The sequence below is a fragment of the Kocuria sp. APC 4018 genome (assembly GCF_030407675.1).
Taxonomy (GTDB): Bacteria; Actinomycetota; Actinomycetes; order Actinomycetales; family Micrococcaceae; genus Kocuria; species Kocuria rhizophila.
The window spans coordinates 1-17,995 of the sequence record NZ_JASDCY010000057.1 but is presented as its reverse complement, the minus strand read 5'-3'; the positions used below and the strand labels follow the sequence as shown (position 1 = coordinate 17,995).

16 protein-coding genes and 1 pseudogene are annotated in these 17,995 nt (G+C 70.1%); 8 read left to right on the top strand and 9 right to left on the bottom strand.

What is annotated here, in order from left to right; all coding sequences use genetic code 11:
• Positions 1-321, bottom strand: a pseudogene (locus QL985_RS09825) (hypothetical protein); the annotation flags it as partial.
• Complete coding sequence (locus QL985_RS09820) at positions 318-1,076, bottom strand: 5-oxoprolinase subunit PxpA (RefSeq protein ID WP_259905252.1); 759 nt, start codon at positions 1,074-1,076, stop codon at positions 318-320. The gene QL985_RS09820 and the pseudogene QL985_RS09825, both read right to left, overlap by 4 nt.
• 166 nt (positions 1,077-1,242) lie before the next feature.
• Here QL985_RS09820 and QL985_RS09815 point away from each other — a divergent pair, with 166 nt between their 5' ends.
• The 3 genes from QL985_RS09815 to QL985_RS09805 all read left to right on the top strand — a co-directional run bounded on the left by QL985_RS09815 (position 1,243) and on the right by QL985_RS09805 (position 3,822).
• Complete coding sequence (locus QL985_RS09815) at positions 1,243-2,430, top strand: LLM class flavin-dependent oxidoreductase (protein WP_259905255.1); 1,188 nt, start codon at positions 1,243-1,245, stop codon at positions 2,428-2,430.
• 115 nt (positions 2,431-2,545) lie between these two features.
• Positions 2,546-3,289 carry a CE1759 family FMN reductase gene (locus QL985_RS09810; protein WP_259905257.1) on the top strand — a complete coding sequence of 248 codons (744 nt, stop codon included), beginning with the start codon at positions 2,546-2,548 and terminating at the stop codon, positions 3,287-3,289.
• Between the two features lie 5 nt (positions 3,290-3,294).
• A complete protein-coding gene (locus QL985_RS09805; RefSeq protein ID WP_259905258.1) occupies positions 3,295-3,822 on the top strand; it encodes a MarR family transcriptional regulator in 528 nt (175 codons plus the stop codon).
• Positions 3,823-3,884: 62 nt separating this feature from the next.
• Here QL985_RS09805 and QL985_RS09800 read toward each other — a convergent pair whose 3' ends face one another.
• Positions 3,885-4,382 (bottom strand): GNAT family N-acetyltransferase, encoded by a 498-nt coding sequence (locus QL985_RS09800; protein WP_259905260.1) that lies wholly within the window; start codon positions 4,380-4,382, stop codon positions 3,885-3,887.
• A gap of 28 nt (positions 4,383-4,410) precedes the next feature.
• Positions 4,411-5,604 carry a Fic family protein gene (locus tag QL985_RS09795; RefSeq protein ID WP_259921475.1) on the bottom strand — a complete coding sequence of 398 codons (1,194 nt, stop codon included), beginning with the start codon at positions 5,602-5,604 and terminating at the stop codon, positions 4,411-4,413.
• A gap of 183 nt (positions 5,605-5,787) precedes the next feature.
• Between QL985_RS09795 and QL985_RS09790 the strand changes: the two genes are divergently transcribed.
• Complete coding sequence (locus QL985_RS09790; protein WP_259905264.1) at positions 5,788-6,120, top strand: YdeI/OmpD-associated family protein; 333 nt, start codon at positions 5,788-5,790, stop codon at positions 6,118-6,120.
• Between the two features lie 294 nt (positions 6,121-6,414).
• Positions 6,415-7,971: an amino acid permease gene (locus QL985_RS09785; protein ID WP_259905266.1), complete on the top strand. Its 1,557-nt coding sequence runs from the start codon at positions 6,415-6,417 to the stop codon at positions 7,969-7,971.
• Between the two features lie 115 nt (positions 7,972-8,086).
• Here the strand turns inward: QL985_RS09785 and QL985_RS09780 are convergent, their stop codons facing one another.
• A complete protein-coding gene (locus QL985_RS09780) occupies positions 8,087-9,328 on the bottom strand; it encodes an MFS transporter (protein WP_259905267.1) in 1,242 nt (413 codons plus the stop codon).
• A gap of 289 nt (positions 9,329-9,617) precedes the next feature.
• On the opposite strand from QL985_RS09780, the gene QL985_RS09775 reads away from it, so the two are divergent.
• Together QL985_RS09775 and QL985_RS09770 are read left to right on the top strand one after the other, a co-directional pair.
• Complete coding sequence (locus QL985_RS09775; protein ID WP_082142091.1) at positions 9,618-10,052, top strand: hotdog domain-containing protein; 435 nt, start codon at positions 9,618-9,620, stop codon at positions 10,050-10,052.
• Positions 10,049-10,963, top strand: coding sequence for an SMP-30/gluconolactonase/LRE family protein (locus QL985_RS09770; protein ID WP_259905268.1), 915 nt, complete (start codon positions 10,049-10,051; stop codon positions 10,961-10,963). Before QL985_RS09775 ends, QL985_RS09770 begins: the two co-directional genes overlap by 4 nt.
• 224 nt (positions 10,964-11,187) lie before the next feature.
• Here the strand turns inward: QL985_RS09770 and QL985_RS09765 are convergent, their stop codons facing one another.
• The 4 genes from QL985_RS09765 to QL985_RS09750 form a co-directional block, all read right to left on the bottom strand.
• Positions 11,188-12,873, bottom strand: a complete 1,686-nt coding sequence (locus QL985_RS09765) for an ABC transporter ATP-binding protein (protein WP_259906268.1) — start codon at positions 12,871-12,873, stop codon at positions 11,188-11,190.
• A complete protein-coding gene (locus QL985_RS09760) occupies positions 12,873-13,973 on the bottom strand; it encodes an ABC transporter permease (RefSeq protein WP_259906267.1) in 1,101 nt (366 codons plus the stop codon). Before QL985_RS09760 ends, QL985_RS09765 begins: the two co-directional genes overlap by 1 nt.
• Positions 13,966-14,892 carry an ABC transporter permease gene (locus QL985_RS09755; protein WP_019310764.1) on the bottom strand — a complete coding sequence of 309 codons (927 nt, stop codon included), beginning with the start codon at positions 14,890-14,892 and terminating at the stop codon, positions 13,966-13,968. The genes QL985_RS09760 and QL985_RS09755 overlap by 8 nt, the downstream gene beginning before the upstream one ends.
• A gap of 85 nt (positions 14,893-14,977) precedes the next feature.
• Entirely contained in the window at positions 14,978-16,624 is a 1,647-nt protein-coding gene (locus QL985_RS09750) for an ABC transporter substrate-binding protein (RefSeq protein ID WP_259906266.1), read from the bottom strand.
• Between the two features lie 518 nt (positions 16,625-17,142).
• Here QL985_RS09750 and QL985_RS09745 point away from each other — a divergent pair.
• Entirely contained in the window at positions 17,143-17,940 is a 798-nt protein-coding gene (locus QL985_RS09745; protein WP_019310762.1) for a TetR/AcrR family transcriptional regulator, read from the top strand.
• Positions 17,941-17,995 lie beyond the last annotated feature (55 nt).

Sequence of the window (17,995 nt, the reverse complement as noted above, 5' to 3'; positions counted from 1 at the left end):
GGGCGCGCAGAACGGAGCGGAGCGCTCGGTCTCCCCGCCGGTGATCCGGGCACCGACGGGCGCTCCGGACAGGGCGACCACCACGTGCTCGCCCTGTCCGGCGAACGGGTGCGCGGTGAGGTGGGCGTGCCAGCGCATGACGTCGGCGAGCTCGCCGCAGTCGAGCAGGAACGCGTGGGTTCCGGCCCAGCGCAGCTCCGGGGTATGGCCGGCCTCGGGGGACGGGGTACGCTCCGTTCCCGTCGTGCCGGGGCGGGAAGCCTGCTGGGCGCCCGGGCCCTGGGCGGTGCGGGGTGCCGGTCCGGGGTGTGCTGCGCTCATGCGAAGGACCGCACGGTGATCCCGGCGCGGTCCAGGCCCGCGCGGACCTCGGCGGCCATGGCCGCTGAGCCCGGGGTGTCCCCGTGCACGCAGATGCTCTCCGCCTGGATCCGCACGGTGGAGCCGTCCACCGCGGTGAGCGTGCCGTCCTCGGCCAGGCGGACCATGCGCTGGGTGACCTGGGCGGCGTCGTTCAGCACGGCGCCCGGCTCGCGGCGAGACACGAGAGTGCCCTCGGGGGTGTAGCCGCGGTCTGCGAACGCCTCCGGCACCGCGCGCAGCCCGGCTTTCTCCGCCTTGTGCAGGGCCACGGAGCCGGGCAGCAGGAGCAGGGGGAGGTCCCCGCCGAAGGCCTTCACGGCATCCACCACGGCCTGGGCATGGGTCTCGTGGTGCACGATCGTGTTGTAGAGGGCGCCGTGGGGCTTGACGTAGCGCACGGTGGTGCCCGCGGCACGGGCCACGGCCTCCAGGGCGCCCATCTGGTACAGGACGTCGTCCGCGAGCTCGGTGGGGGAGCAGTCCAGGAAGCGGCGGCCGAAGCCCGCGAGGTCCCGGTAGGCCACGTGCGCTCCCACGGTGACCCCGGCGGCCACGGCGTCCCGGCACGTCTGCGCCATCACGGAGGGGTCCCCGGCGTGGAAGCCGCAGGCCACGTTGGCGCTGGAGACGGAGCGGAAGATGGCGGCGTCGTCCCCCATGTCCCAGGCGCCGAACGACTCGCCCACGTCGCTGTTCAGATCCATGACCGTCATGCGTGACCTCCGTCTCATCAGGTGTGACCCCCCAGCATGCCCGATGGGCCGCAGATTGTTCAACAATCCGCCCTGGAATATTTCTCGGGGATGCCGCATTACAGAGGTAGTTCAAATTTGAAACACCAGGGCGGGCAACGGTCCCGCCGCGAAGGAGGCAGGCACCATGCAACTCGGAGTCTTCACCATCGGGGACGTCACCCAGGACCCCACCACGGGCCGGACCCCCAGCGAGAACGAGCGCATCAAGGCCACGGTGGCCATGGCGCGCAAGGCCGAGGAGCTGGGGATGGACGTGTTCGCCACCGGCCAGCACCACAACCCGCCGTTCGCGGCTCCCGCGAACCCGCCCGTGCTGCTGGCGGCGGTGGCGGCGCAGACGGAGCGGATCCAGCTCTCCACGGCCACCACGCTGATCACCACCACGGACCCCGTGCGGATCGCGGAGGACTACGCGTACCTGCAGCACCTCGCGGACGGCCGTGTGGACCTCACCATGGGTCGCGGCAACACCGGCCCGGTCTACCCGTGGTTCGGCAAGGACATCCGCCAGGGCATCCCGCTGGCCGTGGAGAACTACCAGCTGCTGCACCGGCTGTGGCGCGAGGAGGACGTGAACTTCTCCGGACGCTTCCGCACACCGCTGCAGGGCTTCACCGCCACCCCGCGGCCCCTGGACGACGTCCCGCCGTTCGTGTGGCACGGCTCCATCCGCTCCCCGGAGATCCCGGAACAGGCCGCGTTCTACGGTGACGGGTTCTTCCACAACAACATCTTCTGGAACAAGGAGCACACCGAGCGCATGGTGGCGTTCTACCGCCAGCGCTACGAGTACTACGGCCACGGCTCCGCGGACCAGGCGATCGTGGGTCTGGGCGGGCAGGTGTTCATGGCCAGGAACTCGCAGGACGCGGTGCGCAGGTTCCGGCCGTACTTCGACAACGCGCCGGTGTACGGCCACGGGCCCTCGCTGGAGTCCTTCATGGAGCAGACGCCCCTGACCGTGGGTTCACCCCAGCAGGTCATTGAGCGGACCCTGTCCTTCCGGGAGTACGCGGGCGACTACCAGCGCCAGCTGTTCCTGGTGGACCACGCGGGCCTGCCGCTCAAGGACGTCCTGGAGCAGATGGATTTCCTGGGCGAGGAGGTCTTCCCGGTGCTGCGCAAGGAGTTCGACGCCGCTCGCCCGGCCCACGTGCCGGAGGCCCCCACGCACGCGTCCCTCGTGGCGCGCCGTGCCGCGGGGGAGGATCCCGTCCCCGGCGGCGGGCCGGACTCGCAGGCCGCGAAGGACCGCGCCGCCAAGGCCGCCTCCCGGGACAGCACCGGGTCGGCGCAGGAGCCCACCGCGTAGCCCGCCCCGCAGGCGCCGCCCCGCGCGGGGCGGCACCTGCGCCGCGATGACGTGAGGCACGGGGCAGTCGGAAGCACCGAGCAGTCAGAAACACGGAGCAGTCAGGAGACACGAGATGACCGAGCGACAGAGCATTGCCGTGGTGACCGCGGGCCTGTCCGAGGACGCGTCCACCACGCGTCTGGCGCGGGCGATAGCTCGGGCCGCGAGCGGCGTCGTCGCCCGGGGCGGTGAGGAGCCCGAGGTGCGCGTGGTGGCCCTGCGGGAGATCGCCCACGGGATCACGGACGCCATGCTGACCGGCATGGCACCGGCCCCGGTGCAGGAGGCGCTGGACGCGGTGCTCACCGCGGACGGTCTGATTGCGGCCACGCCCACCTACAAGGCGAGCTACTCCGGGCTGTTCAAGGCGTTCTTCGACCTGTTCGACGAGGGCGCCCTGGAGAACCTGCCCACGGTCGTGGCCGCCACGGGCGGGTCCCCGCGGCACTCGCTGGTCCTGGACACCGCCCTGCGCCCGCTGTTCAGCTACCTCAAGGCGCTTACGCTGCCCATCGGGGTGTACGCGGCCACGGAGGACTGGGCGGACGCGTCCCTGCAGGCCCGGATCGAGCGGGCCGGGGCGGCGCTCGCCGGGATGCTCGGGGCCGGGGCACCGGAGCACGACGCCGCCGGGCCGGGTTCCGCAGCAGGTTCCGGTTCGGGGGCCACGGGGGACGGCGGCTCCGCCGCGGACGATGCCTCCACCGAGTCCGTGGGGGCCCGCCGGAACGCCTCGCCGCGTCCGGAGCGCTCCGTGCGGAACGAGTTCGCCGCGGTGCCGAACTTCGAGGACCTGCTGGCGGCGGTGCGAGGATGAGTGCCATGCCCCCAGAAGCGCGCCAGTCCGAGGACCGTTCCGAGAGGACCCCAGTGGGGGCGACCGCCGGCACGGAGGGGCCCGACCGCTGGGACACGTGGCGGCTCTACTTCGAGACCACGGCGCAGCTGACATCCCGGGTGGAGGAACGGCTCAAGGCGCAGGGCTGCTCGCTCATGGAGTACCAGCTGCTCGTGCTGCTCTACGAAGCCCCCGGGCAGTGCCTGCGGATGGGTGAGCTGGCCCGCCGGCTGGTGTTCTCGCCGTCGCGGCTGAACTACCAGGTCAAGGTGCTGGGCGAGCGGGGCTGGGTGCAGCGGCGTCGTGCACGGGATGACGGCCGCGGCTGGGAGGCCGCGCTGACCGCCGAGGGCGCACGGGCGTTCCGCCGCCTGCGCCCGGACCACGCGCGGGACGTGGAGGAGCTGTTCTTCGCCGCGCTCACGGAGGACGACGTCGCCCGGCTGGGAAGCATCATGGCTCGCCTCGACCGGGGGCTGGGGGAGGGTCGGAGCGCCCCGGAACGTCGGTAGCGCGGGCGCGGCGCAGCACCAGGGGCGGGCGGCCACCGCGGAGTGGTCCGGTGGGGCGGCGATCAGCCGATCCAGTAGCGACGGGTCGGGCGGCCGTTCCCGTCCGTGACCACGTTCTCCAGCACCCCGCCGCAGGCCTCGATGGTGGCGGCGGAGGCCGAGTTGTCGTCCGCGCACGTGACGAGCACCCGGTCCACACCGGCCGCGTTCAGGCGCTGCACCGACTGCCGCAGGATCTCCGTGGCGTACCCGCGCCGCCGGAACGCGGGGCCCACGCCGTATCCCACGTGCCCGCCCACGCGGCGCAGGTGGTCGTTGAGGTCGTAGCGGATGGAGGTTCGGCCCACGATCTCGCCATCCACCTCCGCGAGCAGGTACTCCGCCCGGACGAACCCCGGGGGCAGGTCCTCTCCGCGGGAGGCGCGATCCACGGCCGCAAGGACCTCGGGCCACGTTCCCTCGTCCAGGACGAACGAGAAGTCGTCCCGCAGCAGCTGCTCGTGCAGTGCGCGGACCGCGGGCTCGTCCTCGGGAGTGGGGCGTCGCAGTGTGAGCGTCATGGCCCCATGGTGGCACGGGGGACGGAGGTCAGTCCGGGTGGTGGAGGCTCCGACGGCCCGCGCGTTCGGCGAACTCGTCCAGCGCCTGGAGCACTGCTGGGACCACCCACACTGTCTGGCCGTGCACCTTCACAGACGGTTCCTGACGGAGCAGGCCTGACGCGGTGAGATCCTGCACCGTCCGGTAGGCGGTCGCCTTGGGCACCCCACCGACGTCCTCCAGCATTCCGGCGGTGAAAGCTGGTTCCGAGCAGCAGAACCTTGCGACAGCACGCAGCGCAGCTGTGACCCGTTGCCTGGAGTCGAGGACGCGCTCGTGGAAGGCCTGAACGTCCTCCAGGAGAATCGCCGCGTTGGCCAACGAGGCGAAGGCGGCATCGGCGAAGCACTGAACGATCCCCGCGGGAGCCCCGGCCCGGTACTCGGTGAGCGCTGCGATGTAGTTGTCCACGTCATGGAGCAGACCAGAGGAGATGGGTACAGTCACGTTGCCCACGACACCGCGGGCGCGCAGCAGGGAGGACACCATGGCGCGGCCGGTGCGCCCGTTGCCATCCGTGAACGGGTGGATGGTTTCGAACTGGGCGTGGGCTATGGCCGCCTGCACAGTGGGGTCCAGGTCCCGCCGGTGAAGGAATTCGACCAGGTCCGCCACGGCGGACGGGACCTCTTCGTGGTGCGGTGCCACGTACGCGGCCGTGACCGGAGAGCGGCCGCCGATCCACACCCACTGGTCTCGGAATTCGCCGGCGTCGGATTGAACCCCCTGGGTGAGTTCGCGGTGCATTCGACGCACCGCGTCCGTCGAGAGGTCTGAGGCGGCGTCGACGGCTGCCTTCATGGCCGTCACGTTTCGGGCCACGAGTTCGGCATTGCCGCCCACTCGCGCTCCCACGGCTGCCAGCGAGAGTTTTCGGGCGTGGACGGTGAGGTTCTCGATCTGGGAGCTGCTGGCCGATTCGCCGCGCAGGAGCACAGCGGAGAAGGGCAACGCGGCCATGCGGTCCGCTTCGATGCCGAAGGCCGCCATTGCCTGGGTGGCTGCGTGAGCAGCCTCTGCCGTGGCTCGCGGGAGCGACGGGGTCAGGTCAGCTATCCGCGGCACGGTGGCGGCGGAGAAGCTGCCGGTCTCGGCCAGGCGGGCACGTCGGGATGCCATCGGGTCGCGATGTGTCCACAGGTGCGGTTCGTATCCGATCGGGGGCCAGGTCGTGGAGCTCACGGGCAATCCTTGGTCAGAAACATGATTCTCCATCGTCCCACTAACATCCTTATTGAGACAATGCGCTCTCGTTCGTCTCATTAGACCGTGAGACGTGTGCGGCACCCGTGCGGTCTCCCGTTTCGTGGCACACTTCCGGTGTCGAGATCCCCCGACAGTCCCCACCACGGCAGGGAGAGCACCGTGAGCGAAACACCGCAGACGACGCCCGCGCCCCGCAGCGCGCCCGACGCCGCGGCGTCGACCCCCGAGCAGGCCCCCGAGCTGCCCGGCGGCGTGGTCCACGAGCTGCCCGCGGACCTCGCCGAGGCCCTGCTGGCGGAGCCGGAGACCGCCGAGCTGTGGCGCGGGCTGACGCCGCTGGGCCGAAACGAGTTCGTGTGCTGGGTGGAGGACGCCAAGAAGCCCGAGACCCGCGCCCGGCGCATCCGTCGTACGGGTGAGGAGATGCACGAGGGCAAGCGCCGCCCGTGCTGCTGGCCCGGGTGCAAGCACCGGGAGCGCACCGGGCGCTGACACGGGGGAGTCCGTTCCGGCGGTCCCCGTTGCCGTCCAGGCGGGAGGCACCGACGGGTCCCAGCGGGCCCTGCATCACGCCTTCTGCCCGCTGACCAGCGGTGATGCCGCTCCCGGCGGGCACGCGGGCGGCGCCGTCCCCGGCTGGGCGGCACCTCCGAGGGCGCGGCGAATGGGGCGCAAGGGTGAGCCGCACGTCACGATCGGGCGGCGCAGCGCTTAGGCTTCCTCTGTGCACCTCGCGGGTCCTGTGCGGAGTGCGTCATCCTCGCAACCGAGAAAAGGTGTACTTCCATGGCCTCGCACCCCTCCGACACCCAGCCGTCCGGCGGGGAGGAGACGCGCACCCAGTTCGTCGCGGAGCAGGAGGGGTACAGCAAGGGGCTCACCACGCGGCAGATCAACATGATCGCGATCGGCAGCTCGATCGGCACGGGTCTGTTCCTGGGCGCCGGTGGCGGACTGGCCGCGGCCGGACCCGCCCTGTTCATCCTGTACGCGGTGGCCGGGTTCTTCGGGTACCTGATCCTGCGCCAGCTGGGCGAGCTGGTGATGCACCGGCCGTCCTCCGGTTCCTTCGTTTCTTACACCCGTGAGTTCTACGGCGAGAAGAGCGCGTACTTCGTGGGGTGGATGTACTGGCTCTCGTGGGCGTCCACCACGGTGGTGGACGCCACCGCCATGGCCATCTACGTCAAGTGGTTCGGGCAGTACAGCCAGTTCATCGCGGACCTGCCGCAGTGGGTGATCGCCGCCGTGGTGCTGGTGGTGGTCATGGCCACCAACCTGATCTCCGTGAAGCTCTTCGGGGAGATGGAGTTCTGGTTCGCGGTGGTGAAGGTCTCCGCGCTGGTGGTGTTCCTGATCGTGGGCATCTGCTTCGTGATCTTCGGGACCCCCACGGGTGCTCCCACCGGGTTCTCCCTGATCAGTGAGAACGGGGGCATCCTCCCGAACGGTCTGCTGCCCGCCCTGGTGGTCTCGCAGGGCGTGGTCTTCGCGTACTCGGGCATCGAGCTCGTGGGCATCACCGCGGGGGAGACCAAGGAGCCGCGCAAGACGATCCCCAAGGCCATCAACACGGTCATCCTGCGCATCGCCCTGTTCTACGTGGGCTCCATCTTCCTGCTCACGCTGCTGCTGCCGTACACCGCGTACTCGGCGGACGAGTCCCCGTTCGTCACGTTCTTCGACTCCATCGGGATCCAGGGCATCGCGCCCATCATGCAGCTCGTGGTCATCACCGCGGCGCTGTCCTCCCTCAACGCGGGGCTGTACTCCACGGGGCGCATCGTGCACTCCATGGCCATGGCCGGCTCCGCACCCCGGTTCACCGGGAAGATGACGCGCTCGGGTGTTCCCGCGGGCGGCATCCTGCTCACGGTGGGCGTGGGGGCGCTGGGCGTCATCCTCAACTACTACGTCCCGGAGGACGCGTTCAGCATCGTGCTGAACATCTCCGCGATCGGCATCCTGGTGGGCTGGGCGGCCATCACGCTCCCGCACCAGAAGTTCGTGCGCCTCGCCCGGCAGGGCCACTTCGAGCGGCCGGCCTACCGCGCGCCGTTCGCGCCCTGGACCAACTGGCTCACCATGGCGTTCCTGGTGGGCGTGCTGGTCCTCGTCGCCTTCGACTACCCGCTGGGCACCCTCACGGTCGCGTCCATGGCGCTCGTGGTCCCCATCCTCATCGTCGGCTGGTTCCTGGTGCGCAAGCGTGTGCGGGCCATCGCGGCCGAGCGCGAGGGCTACACGGGCGCGTTCCCCGTGGTCGTGGGGCCCCCGAGCGCGGAGAGCGAACGACGCCGCGCCGCCCGTCGCACCGAGCGCCCCGGGGACGCGGACCGGTAGTAGCCGCCCCGCACCCGCGGTCGACGACGCCGCACTGTCGCCCCCTCGGCCAACGACGCCGCCCCGGCCACTCCGGGGCGGCGTCGCCATCCGTGACGTCCAGCAGGGGACGCGCTCACCGGCCCCGCAGCGCCGTGGCGGTCGTGAGCGCCACGAGCAGCATCGCGGCCACGCCCAGCCCCGAAAAGCCCACCGCGGCGAGCACGGGTCCGGCGAGTGCTCCGCCGGCCGCGCCGCACAGGTTCATCACGAGGTCCGAGGTGCCCTGCAGCCCGGGCCGGTCGTGGGCGGCCACGGACTCGGTGACCATGGTGGAACCGGCCACGGTGGAGGCCGACCACCCGAGCCCCAGGAGTACCAGTGCCGCGAGCACGAACCCGTGCTGGTCCGAACCCAGCCACGTGAACAGCAGTGCCGTCACGAGCAGCCCCTGCCCCAGCAGCACCGTGTTCACGCGCCCGATGGTGTCCGCGAGCCAGCCGAACACCGGCGAGAGCGCGTACATCCCGGCCACGTGCAGGGAGATGGTCAGCCCCACCACGGACAGCGTGGCCCCGTGGCTGGTCAGGTGCACCGGGGTCATGGACATCACGCTCACCATGACCGCGTGGGACAGCGCGACCACCAGCACGGCCCGCCGCGCGGCGGGGACGGTGCGCAGCAGGGTGAACCCGCCCGCGGGGTCCGGCCTGTTCGCCACGGACCCGCCCCGGGCCAGTGCCACGGCCAGGGGGTCCGGGCGCAGCCCCACGAAGTAGACGGCGGCGCCCAGGCACTGCGCGCACAGGGCGATCACGAACCCGCCGGTGAACGGCGGCAGCCCCAGTGCACGGCCGATCGCCTCACCGGGACCGAAGAGGTTGGGTCCCACCACGGCCCCCACGGTGGTGGACCACACCACCAGGGAAAGGTCCCGGGCGCGGGTGCGCGCGGCGGCCGCGTCCGTGGCCGCGAAGCGGGACTGCAGGTTCAGGGCGGTGCCCGCGCCCAGCAGCCCCATTCCCACGAGCAGCACCGGGAGCACGTCCAGGGTCGCGGCCACCACGATCACGCCCGCGCCCAGGATCGCCACGAGCGCGCCGGTGGTCAGCGACACCCGGCGGCCCCGGCGCTGCGCGAGGCGCGCCAGGGGGATGGCCACCAGGGCGGCACCCAGCGTGTTCATCGTGGACGCCATCCCGGACAGCGCGCTGTTCCCGGAGACCTCCGTGATCAGCAGCGCCCCCAGCGCCAGCGTGGCTCCGGTGCCGAGCCCGCCCAGGATCTGCCCCAGGGCGAGCACGGTCAGCACCCGGCGCTGGAATCCCGGTCCGGGGTCCTGCAGCTCGGCGCTCGCGGCGCGCGTGGTGGCACTCATGACCGCATCATCGCGGACGACGACGCCGCGCGCCACTGTGCCGCGCGCCACCGTGCCGCCCGCACCGGACGCGCGTCGGCAGTGGGGCGCACCGTGCGGGTGCAGGTGCGGCCTGCGGGTGCACGTGCGGTGGGTGGGTGCGTGTGCGGTGGGCTGGTGCGCGTGCGGGGGAGCCCCGCGCTCCCGCCAGGGGCGGACGGCCGGACAGGACCCGGTGCGGGGCGTACGGGGGCTGCGGAGCGGCGTCGTCGTTGCACGGCCCCGAGCCCGCCCGCATAGGCTGGGGCGCATGAGACAGCCCGGCGACATCTCGTTCCGCACGCGCAAGTGGGTCAAGCCCGAGGACCTCAACGCCAACGGCACCCTGTTCGGAGGTTCCCTGCTGCGGTGGATCGACGAGGAGGCCGCGATCTACGCGATCGTGCAGCTGGGCAACCGGCGGGCGGTCACCAAGTACATGTCGGAGATCGAGTTCGTCTCCTCCGCGGTGGAGGGGGACCTCATCGAGATGGGGCTCACCGCCACCCGGTTCGGGCGCACGTCCCTGACCATGCGCGCGCAGGTGCGGAACATGATCACGCGGGAGCTGATCCTGAGCATCGACAAGATCGTGTTCGTGAGCCTGGACGAGAACGGCGAGCCCGTGCCGCACGGGTACACCGAGATCACCTACGACCGTGACCGCATCCCCGCACCCACCAGCCCGAGGAGGCCGCAACCGTGAACCAGCTGACTGCGCAGAGGATCACCCCGTCCTGGATGCACCACGCCGAGGGGCCGTGCTGGAGCAGGACGTGGGGCGGGCTGGCCTGGGTGGACATGCTCGCCGGGGACGTCATGACGTTCACCCCGGAGGACCAGCCGCGCCGGCAGCACGTGGGGGACGTGGCCGCGTGCGTGCGTCCCCGCAAGGACGGCGGGCAGATCGTCGCCGTGGAACGGGGGATCGTCCTCACGGACGCCACCGGAACGGTGGAGCGGGAGATCGGCCTGTGGGAGACCCCGGACATCCGCATGAACGAGGGCGGCGTGGCCCCGGACGGCTCCTTCTACGTGGGCTCCATGGCGTACGACCAGGCCGAGGGTGCCGCCACGCTGTACCGCGTGGCCACGGACCTCACGTGGGAGCCGGTGCTCGAGGGCGTGAGCATCTCCAACGGCATCGCGTGGTCCCCGGACGGCACGCTGGCCTACTACAACGACACCCCCACCCACGAGGTCTCCGTGTTCGACTGGAGCGCCGAGGGCGGGCTGCAGAACCGCCGCACGTTCGTGGCGCCCGTGCTGGACGAGCACGCCGCCGCGGCCGCCACGGACCCGGGGGAGAACTACGAGCCGGGCAGCGTGTCCGTGAGCCCGGACGGCCTCACCGTGGACTCGGAGGGCGCCGTGTGGGTGGCGCTCAACGGCGCGGGCCAGGTGCACCGCTACCTCCCGGACGGCACGCTGGACACCGTGGTCACTGTGGGCGTGAAGCAGACCACCGCGTGCAGCCTGGGCGGTGAGGACCTGCGCACGCTCTACATCACGACGTCGCGCGAGAACCTCCCGGACCACGTCCAGCCCACCGCGGGCTCCCTCTACGCCGTGCGCGTGGCCGTGCCCGGGCAGGTCACGGCGGCGTTCGGGGGCTGAGCGCCCCAGCCGCGGTGCCCCGCAGCTCGGCGGGGCACTGCGGCGCCGGGGGCGATGGTCGGGTGGCGGTTCCTAGGTGTCATCCCAGTACCGGGTCTCTCTGCCTCACCGAGCGGGGTGCCCCGCTCGAGGTGTAGTCCCGAATGGCGAAGCGCCCGGTGCCACGTGGATCGTGGCACCGGGCGCTTCGTCCGTGCTGGCCGCCCTGCGGGAGCCGGCTCCGCTCAGCCGGCCGTGAGCAGACCCGCTCCGGGGATCGCCGCCAGCAGCTGGCGGGTGTACTCCGTCTGGGGATTCTCGAACACGGAGTCGGTGGAACCCCGCTCGACCAGTGAACCCTTCTGCATGACGCACACGTTGTCCGCGATCTGGCGGACCACCGCGAGGTCGTGCGTGATGAACAGGTACGTGAGACCCAGCTCGTGCTGCAGCTCGGCCAGCAGGTTGAGGATCTGCGCCTGCACCAGCACGTCCAGTGCGGAGACGGCCTCGTCGCAGACCACGAGCTCGGGGTTGAGCGCGAGGGCCCGGGCGATCGCCACGCGCTGGCGCTGACCACCCGAGAGCTCGTTGGGGTAGCGGGCGAGCATGGACTGCGGCAGGGAGACCTGGTCCATGAGCTCCCGGACCTTCTTCTCCCGCTCCTTGGACGTCCCCACACCGTGGACCTTCAGGGGCTCCTCGATCGTGCGGTAGATGTTGTACATCGGGTCCAGGGAGCCGTAGGGGTCCTGGAAGATGGGCTGCACCCGGCGCCGGAAGGCGAACATCTCCTTGCCCTTGAGCCGCGCCACGTCCTGGCCGTCGAAGACGATCGACCCGGAGGTGATCGGCTCCAGGCCGAGCATCATCTTGGCCACGGTGGACTTGCCGGAACCGGATTCACCCACCACCGCCGTGGTGGTGCCGCGGGGAATGTCGAAGGACACCTTGTCCACCGCCGTGAAGTCCTCGGACCGGCCCCAGGACCCGCGCAGCTTGTAGACCTTCGTCAGATCCTTGACCTGCACGAAGTCCTGTCGCAGCGCGGTCTGCATGGCCGTCTGCGGGTGCTCCGCGAGCAGGTCCTCGGACTCCTCCCCGCGGGTGCGTGCCACCTCGATGCGCCGGGACGCCAGCGAGGGTGCCGAGTCCACGAGCTTCTGGGTGTAGGGGTGGCGCGGGTTGCGCAGCAGCTGCAGCGCCGGACCCGCCTCCACCACGCGGCCCTTGTACATGACCACGACCTTCTGGGCGCGCTCCGCGGCGAGGCCCAGGTCGTGGGTGATCAGCAGCACCGCGGTGCCGAGCTTGTCGGTCATCGTCTGGAGGTGGTCCAGGATGGTGCGCTGCACGGTCACGTCCAGGGCGGAGGTGGGCTCGTCGGCGATCAGCAGACGCGGCTGGCACGAGAGCCCGATCGAGATCAGGGCCCGCTGGCGCATGCCGCCGGAGAACTCGTGGGGGTACTGCTTCGCGCGCTTCTCCGCGTCCGGCAGACCGGCCTGGCTCAGCACCCGGGCGACGTCCTCGTCCTTGGCCGGCAGACCGTTGGCCTTGAGCGTCTCCCGGACCTGGAAGCCCACCTTCCACACGGGGTTCAGGTTGGACATCGGATCCTGCGGAACCATGCCGATCTGGCTGCCGCGCAGCTTGACCTTGCGCTTCTCGCTGGCGTGGGTGATGTCCTCGCCGTCGAAGATGATCTGACCCGAGTTCACGCGGCCGTTGGCGGGCAGCAGCCCGATCGCGGCCAGGGCGGACGTGGACTTGCCCGAACCGGACTCACCCACGATGGCCACGGTCTCCCCGGGCATCACGGTGAAGTTCGAGTCCTCGACGGCCTGCACCTCGCCCGTGGCGGTGGTGAACGCGATCCCGAGATCGCGGACCTCCAGCAGGGGACGGTTCTTCTCCTCAGACATGTTCATCACTTCTTCCGGGCCTTGGGATCCAGCGCGTCACGCAGCGCGTCCCCGAGCATGATGAAGCTCAGGACGGTCAGCGACAGCGCCAGGCCGGGCCAAAATACGGGCATCGGGTTCGAGCGGAAGGCGTCCTTCGCGTCCGAGATGTCGTTGCCCCAGCTCATGGTGCTGGCCGGCAGGCCGATGCCGAGGTAGGACAGGGTGGACTCGGCCACGATGAACGTGCCCAGCGAGATCGTGGCGATCACGATCACCGGTGCCATGGCGTTCGGGATGATGTGGCGCACCAGGATGCCGAACGAGGAGACTCCCAGGGAGCGGGCGCTGACCACGTAGTCCGCGTTGCGCACCTCGACCACCGCCCCGCGCATGATGCGGGCGATCTGCGGCCAGCCGAAGAGCACCAGCACCACCACCAGGGTCCAGACCCCGCGGTTGGCCTTGAAGAACGGCAGCTGCATGACCACCAGGGCGCCCAGGATCAGGGGCAGGGCGAAGAAGATGTCACCCAGCCGGGCGAGGATCGCGTCGAGCCAGCCGCCGAAGTAGCCGGCCAGGGCACCGATGATGCCTCCGATGATGACCACGCCGATGGTCGTGAACAGGCCCACCATCAGCGAGGCCCGGGTTCCGGCGATCACACGCGAGTACACGTCGCAGCCCTGGGCGGTGAAGCCCATGGGGTGCCCCGGGGAGGCCTTGCCGTTCGAGTTCTCGAGCAGGCACTGGGTCGAGGCCGCGGAGGGGTCCTCGGTCCAGAACAGCTGCGGGAAGAGGGCCACCACGATCACCAGCACGATCAGCAGGGCCGCGATGATGAACGTGGGCTTCTTGCGCAGCTGCCGCCAGGCATCGCGCCACAGGCTCACGGGCGCGCCCTCGGCCGAGCGGGAGTCCGTGGCCGCCACGGGAGTCTGCGTCACGTCCGCGACGAAGTGGTCCATCATGACGCCGGTGCTCAGCCCACCCAGGTCCTTCTGGTGGGAGCCGACCGGGGCGTCGGCGGTCTCCCGGATCTCCCGGGCGGCGGCCTCGTGGGAGCGGGCCTCGGGGTTCAGGTCCCGGCCCGCGGAGTCGTTGTTCTCGAAGTTGTTCTCAGGCATAACGGATCCTCGGGTCGAGCCAGGCATAGAGGAGGTCAACCAGCAGATTGGCCACGCAGAAGATGATGACCATCACGGACACCACGGAGACGACCATGGGTGCGTCCCCGAGGGTCAGGGCCTTGTACAGCTGATTGCCGATGCCGGGGACGTTGAAGATGCCCTCGGTGACGATCGCGCCGCCCATCAGAGCTCCCAGGTCCATGCCCAGGAAGGTGGCCACGGGGATCATCGAGTTGCGCAGGATGTGCACCCGGATCACGCGGCCGCGGGTCAGGCCCTTGGCCGTTGCGGTGCGCACGTAGTCCGCGCTGGCGTTCTCCGCCACGGCGGTGCGGGTCAGGCGCAGCACCTGGGCGAAGGAGACCAGGCCCAGCACGATGCCGGGCAGGATCAGGTCGCTCCAGTCCGCGGCGCCGGAGACCGTGGGTTTCGCGAGCCCCCACTTGACGCCCACGAAGTACTGCATCACGAAGCCGAGCACGAAGATCGGGACGGCGATGACCACGAGGGAGAGCACCAGGACGGTCGAGTCGAACCAGCCGCCCTTCTTCAGCCCGGCGTACAGGCCGAAGGTGATGCCGAAGATCGCCTCGAAGACCAGCGCGATGATCGCGAGTCGGACGGTCGCCGGGAACGCGTCCGCGAGCACCTCACTGATCTCGCGTCCGGAGAAGTTCACGCCCAGGTCACCGGTCAGCAGACCGCCGATGTAGCTGAAGTACTGGACGAAGAACGGGTCGTTCAGGTGGTACTGCTCGGTCAGCGCGGCGGCGACACCGGGCGTGCAGCCCTTGTCCCCGCACAGCGCGTCCAGCGGATCACCGGGGGTCATGAAGACCAGGAAGTAGACCAGCAGCGTGGCTCCGAAGAACACGGGGATCAGCTGCAGAAGTCTTTTGACCAGATACCAGGCCAAGAGTCGCTCCTCTCTGGAACACGGGGACAGGGAGGCGCCAAAGTCACGCGCCTCCCTGCTCCGTGTGCTTTAGGGGGTCAGAAGATCAGTTCGCGGTCTTCTCGACCTTGTAGTACTCGGGAACGCCGTCCCAGCCGGTGCCCACGCCCGAGACGTTCTCGGACCACGCGGTGTTGGCCTGGTTGTACCAGAGCGGGATCGAGGGGAGGTCCTCAAGCAGCATGGAATCGGCCTCCTGGAACTTCTTCACCCCGTCCTCGGTGCTCTTGGCCTCGAGACCCTCGTTCAGCTTGGCCTCGAACTCCGGGTTGTCGTAGCGGGAGTCGTTGGAGGATGCGCCCTTGGAGAAGATGGGGCCCATGAAGTTGTACATGGACGGGTAGTCGGCCTGCCAGCCTGAGCGGGTGGCGCCGGTCAGCTTCCCGGCCTTGGCGTCCGTGCGCAGCTCCTTGAAGGTGGAGTAGGACTTGCCCTCCACCTCGATGCCCAGGTTGTTCTTGATCTGGTTGGCGACCGCGTCAACCCACTCCTTGTGTCCGCCGGCATCGGCGTTGTAGGCGATGGTCAGCTTCTGGGACTTGTTGTAGGGCTGGATCTTCTCGGCCTTGGCCCAGAGCTCCTTGGCCTTCTCCGCGTCGAACTTGGTGTTCTCCGAGTTCGGCAGGTCCTCCTGGTAGCCCTCGATGGTGGGGGCGGTGAAGTCGGTGGCGGGCAGGCGCGTCTCGTTGAAGATCACCTTGGTGATCTCTTCACGGTTGATGGACATGGAGAGGGCCTGGCGGCGCAGCTTGCCGGCCTCGCCCTTCCAGTTGTCCTGGTACTCCGGAACGGCGATGGTCTGGATGCCGGCGTAGGGCTTGTCGGAGTAGCGGTCGCCCAGGTCGGACTTGTAGTTGCCCAGTGCCCCGGTGGGCACCTGCTGCAGCACGTCCAGGTTGTTGGAGATCAGGTCCTGGTAGGCCGTGTCCGGGTTCTGGTAGAGCTTGAAGGTGATGCCGCCGTTCTTGGCGGCCTCCGGGCCCTTGTAGTCCTCGTTCTTCACCAGCTCGATGGTGGAGTTGTGCTGCCAGGCGCCGTCCTTGGCCATCTTGTACGGGCCGTAGCCCACGGGGTTCTCGCCGAAGGCCTTCATGTCCTTGAAGGCGGAGGAGGGCATCGGGGCGAAGGCGGTGTAACCCAGGCGCTGCTCGAAGTCCGACTGCGGGGAGACCAGCTTGACGGTGAAGGTGGTGTCGTCCACGACCTTCAGCCCGGACATCTTGTCGTCCTTGCTGCCCTCGGCGGAGACCTTCTCGTAGCCCTCGATCGGCTCGAAGAAGCTCGAGGTGCCCTGGGCGTTCTTGGCCGCGGCGCCGTAGTTCCAGGAGTCCACGAAGCTCTGGGCAGTGATGGCCTCACCGTTGGTGAACTTCATGTCCGGCTTGATCTTGATGGTCCAGGTCTGCTTGTCCTCGGACTCGATGGACTCGGCGAGGTCGTTCTGGGTCTTGCCCTCGGAGTCGTAGGTCACCAGGCCGTTGAAGATCTGCTGGACGACCACGCCACCGCCGGTCTCGGTGGTGTTGGTGGGAACCAGCGGGTTCTGGGGCTCCACGGAGTCCGCGGTGATGATCGCGTTGCCGTCGCCGGCCTCGCCGGAGCTGTTGGAGTCGCCGCCGCCGCCGCAGGCGGTCAGGGCCAGGGTCGCAGCTGCGGCGACACCGAGAGTTTTGGAAATGCGGGAGATGCGCATCTCGCCTCCTCGAAAGCGAAATAGAACAAGACGAGAGCCGATGAAACCAGCTTCCGGGAGTACGGATGGATGTGCCGACGTCCGGTGGTCAGGTTGCCGATCTTGTGGCTCGGAACACTCGGAAGTATAGCCCAGGTCACTCGCCACGCGGGACGTTCCAGGGGGTTCGCACCCCACGGGTGTCGCGGCCGTGCCCCCGGCCCGGCGCCCAGGCTGGACGGGGCGCGACGGATCCGCGCGCGGCCCCGGCGTGTCGGGCCACCGCGCGCGTCCCGCACCTGCCGCGGCGGCGTGGCGGGAGCAGGGTCGCGGCAGGGCGCGGATGGGTCGAGAGCACCGCTGCTGAGGTCAGGGCTCCTCACCCACTCCTCGCGGGGCGGGGGCAGGCAGAGGGTGTCACGCGGCCGGGGTCCGGTGCGCGCCGGAGCCGGCCGTGCGGCGTCGTGCTCCCGTGCGACTCCGTCTCATTGCCGCTAGTCTCGTGCCAGAAGACCCATGGTGCTGCCGAGGAGGCCCAGATGAGCGAGACGCACGGAGCGGGGGTGGATGTGGTCACGCGCTCCATCCGCATGCTGGCGGATCACGGGTACACGGAGACCACCGTGGAGCAGCTTGCCCAAGCGGCGGGCATCAGCCGGGCCACGTTCTTCCGCAAGTACGGCAGCAAGGAGGACATGGTCTTCGCGGACCACGCCGCCACCCTGCAGCAGCTGGAGCTGCTGCTGCGCCGCCCGGGGCAGTCGCTCCAGGCCGGCCTCACGGAGGGCGCACAGCTGGTGTTCCGCCACCACCTCGACCACCGGGACCGCGCTGTGGCTCGGCACGACCTGCTGCAGCGCGTGGAATCCCTCCGGGACCGGGAGATCGCCATGTCCTCCCGCTACGAACGCGTCTTCCACGCGTTCCTGCGCCGGGTGCTGCCCCAGTCCCCGGACCGCAGAGTCACCGCGGTGGCGCTCGCCGCGGCCACGGTGGCGGTGCACAACGCCTGCCTGCGCACCTGGCTGCGTGCTCCCCGCCCGGCGCACGGCGAGCAGCTGGTGGGGGTCCTGAGTCAGCGGATCGCGTGGCTGTGCGGTGTGTTCGGGGTGGGTCGTGCCTTCGTGGCGCATCCCGTGGACCTCACCTTCCTACCGCCGGATCTCACCGTGCGGTTCGACGACGCCGCGGCGCCGCCACCCCCGGCACCGGCGCCGGTCGTCGTGGTCGTGCCGCAGGGCGAGGACCCGGCCGCCGTGGCCGAGCGCACCGCGCGCTCGGTCTACGAGGCCCTGGGCGGACAGTCCGCAGGGTGGGCGAACCCCGGGACCGCGTAGCCCAGGTCGACCGGCCACCCCACGGGTGGCTCTCCCACGTTGTGAGGGGCGGGGT

What these genes read in the sequence shown, in the direction of transcription:
- QL985_RS09810 (WP_259905257.1), top strand. Translation starts at nt 2,546, where the DNA reads ATGACCGAGCGACAGAGCATTGCCGTGGTGACCGCGGGCCTGTCCGAG.
- QL985_RS09775 (WP_082142091.1), top strand. Translation starts at nt 9,618, where the DNA reads ATGAGACAGCCCGGCGACATCTCGTTCCGCACGCGCAAGTGGGTCAAG.
- QL985_RS09815 (WP_259905255.1), top strand. Translation starts at nt 1,243, where the DNA reads ATGCAACTCGGAGTCTTCACCATCGGGGACGTCACCCAGGACCCCACC.
- QL985_RS09785 (WP_259905266.1), top strand. Translation starts at nt 6,415, where the DNA reads ATGGCCTCGCACCCCTCCGACACCCAGCCGTCCGGCGGGGAGGAGACG.
- QL985_RS09745 (WP_019310762.1), top strand. Translation starts at nt 17,143, where the DNA reads ATGAGCGAGACGCACGGAGCGGGGGTGGATGTGGTCACGCGCTCCATC.
- QL985_RS09800 (WP_259905260.1), bottom strand. Translation starts at nt 4,382, where the DNA reads ATGACGCTCACACTGCGACGCCCCACTCCCGAGGACGAGCCCGCGGTC.
- QL985_RS09765 (WP_259906268.1), bottom strand. Translation starts at nt 12,873, where the DNA reads ATGAACATGTCTGAGGAGAAGAACCGTCCCCTGCTGGAGGTCCGCGAT.
- QL985_RS09780 (WP_259905267.1), bottom strand. Translation starts at nt 9,328, where the DNA reads ATGAGTGCCACCACGCGCGCCGCGAGCGCCGAGCTGCAGGACCCCGGA.
- QL985_RS09760 (WP_259906267.1), bottom strand. Translation starts at nt 13,973, where the DNA reads ATGCCTGAGAACAACTTCGAGAACAACGACTCCGCGGGCCGGGACCTG.
- QL985_RS09820 (WP_259905252.1), bottom strand. Translation starts at nt 1,076, where the DNA reads ATGACGGTCATGGATCTGAACAGCGACGTGGGCGAGTCGTTCGGCGCC.
- QL985_RS09805 (WP_259905258.1), top strand. Translation starts at nt 3,295, where the DNA reads ATGCCCCCAGAAGCGCGCCAGTCCGAGGACCGTTCCGAGAGGACCCCA.
- QL985_RS09750 (WP_259906266.1), bottom strand. Translation starts at nt 16,624, where the DNA reads ATGCGCATCTCCCGCATTTCCAAAACTCTCGGTGTCGCCGCAGCTGCG.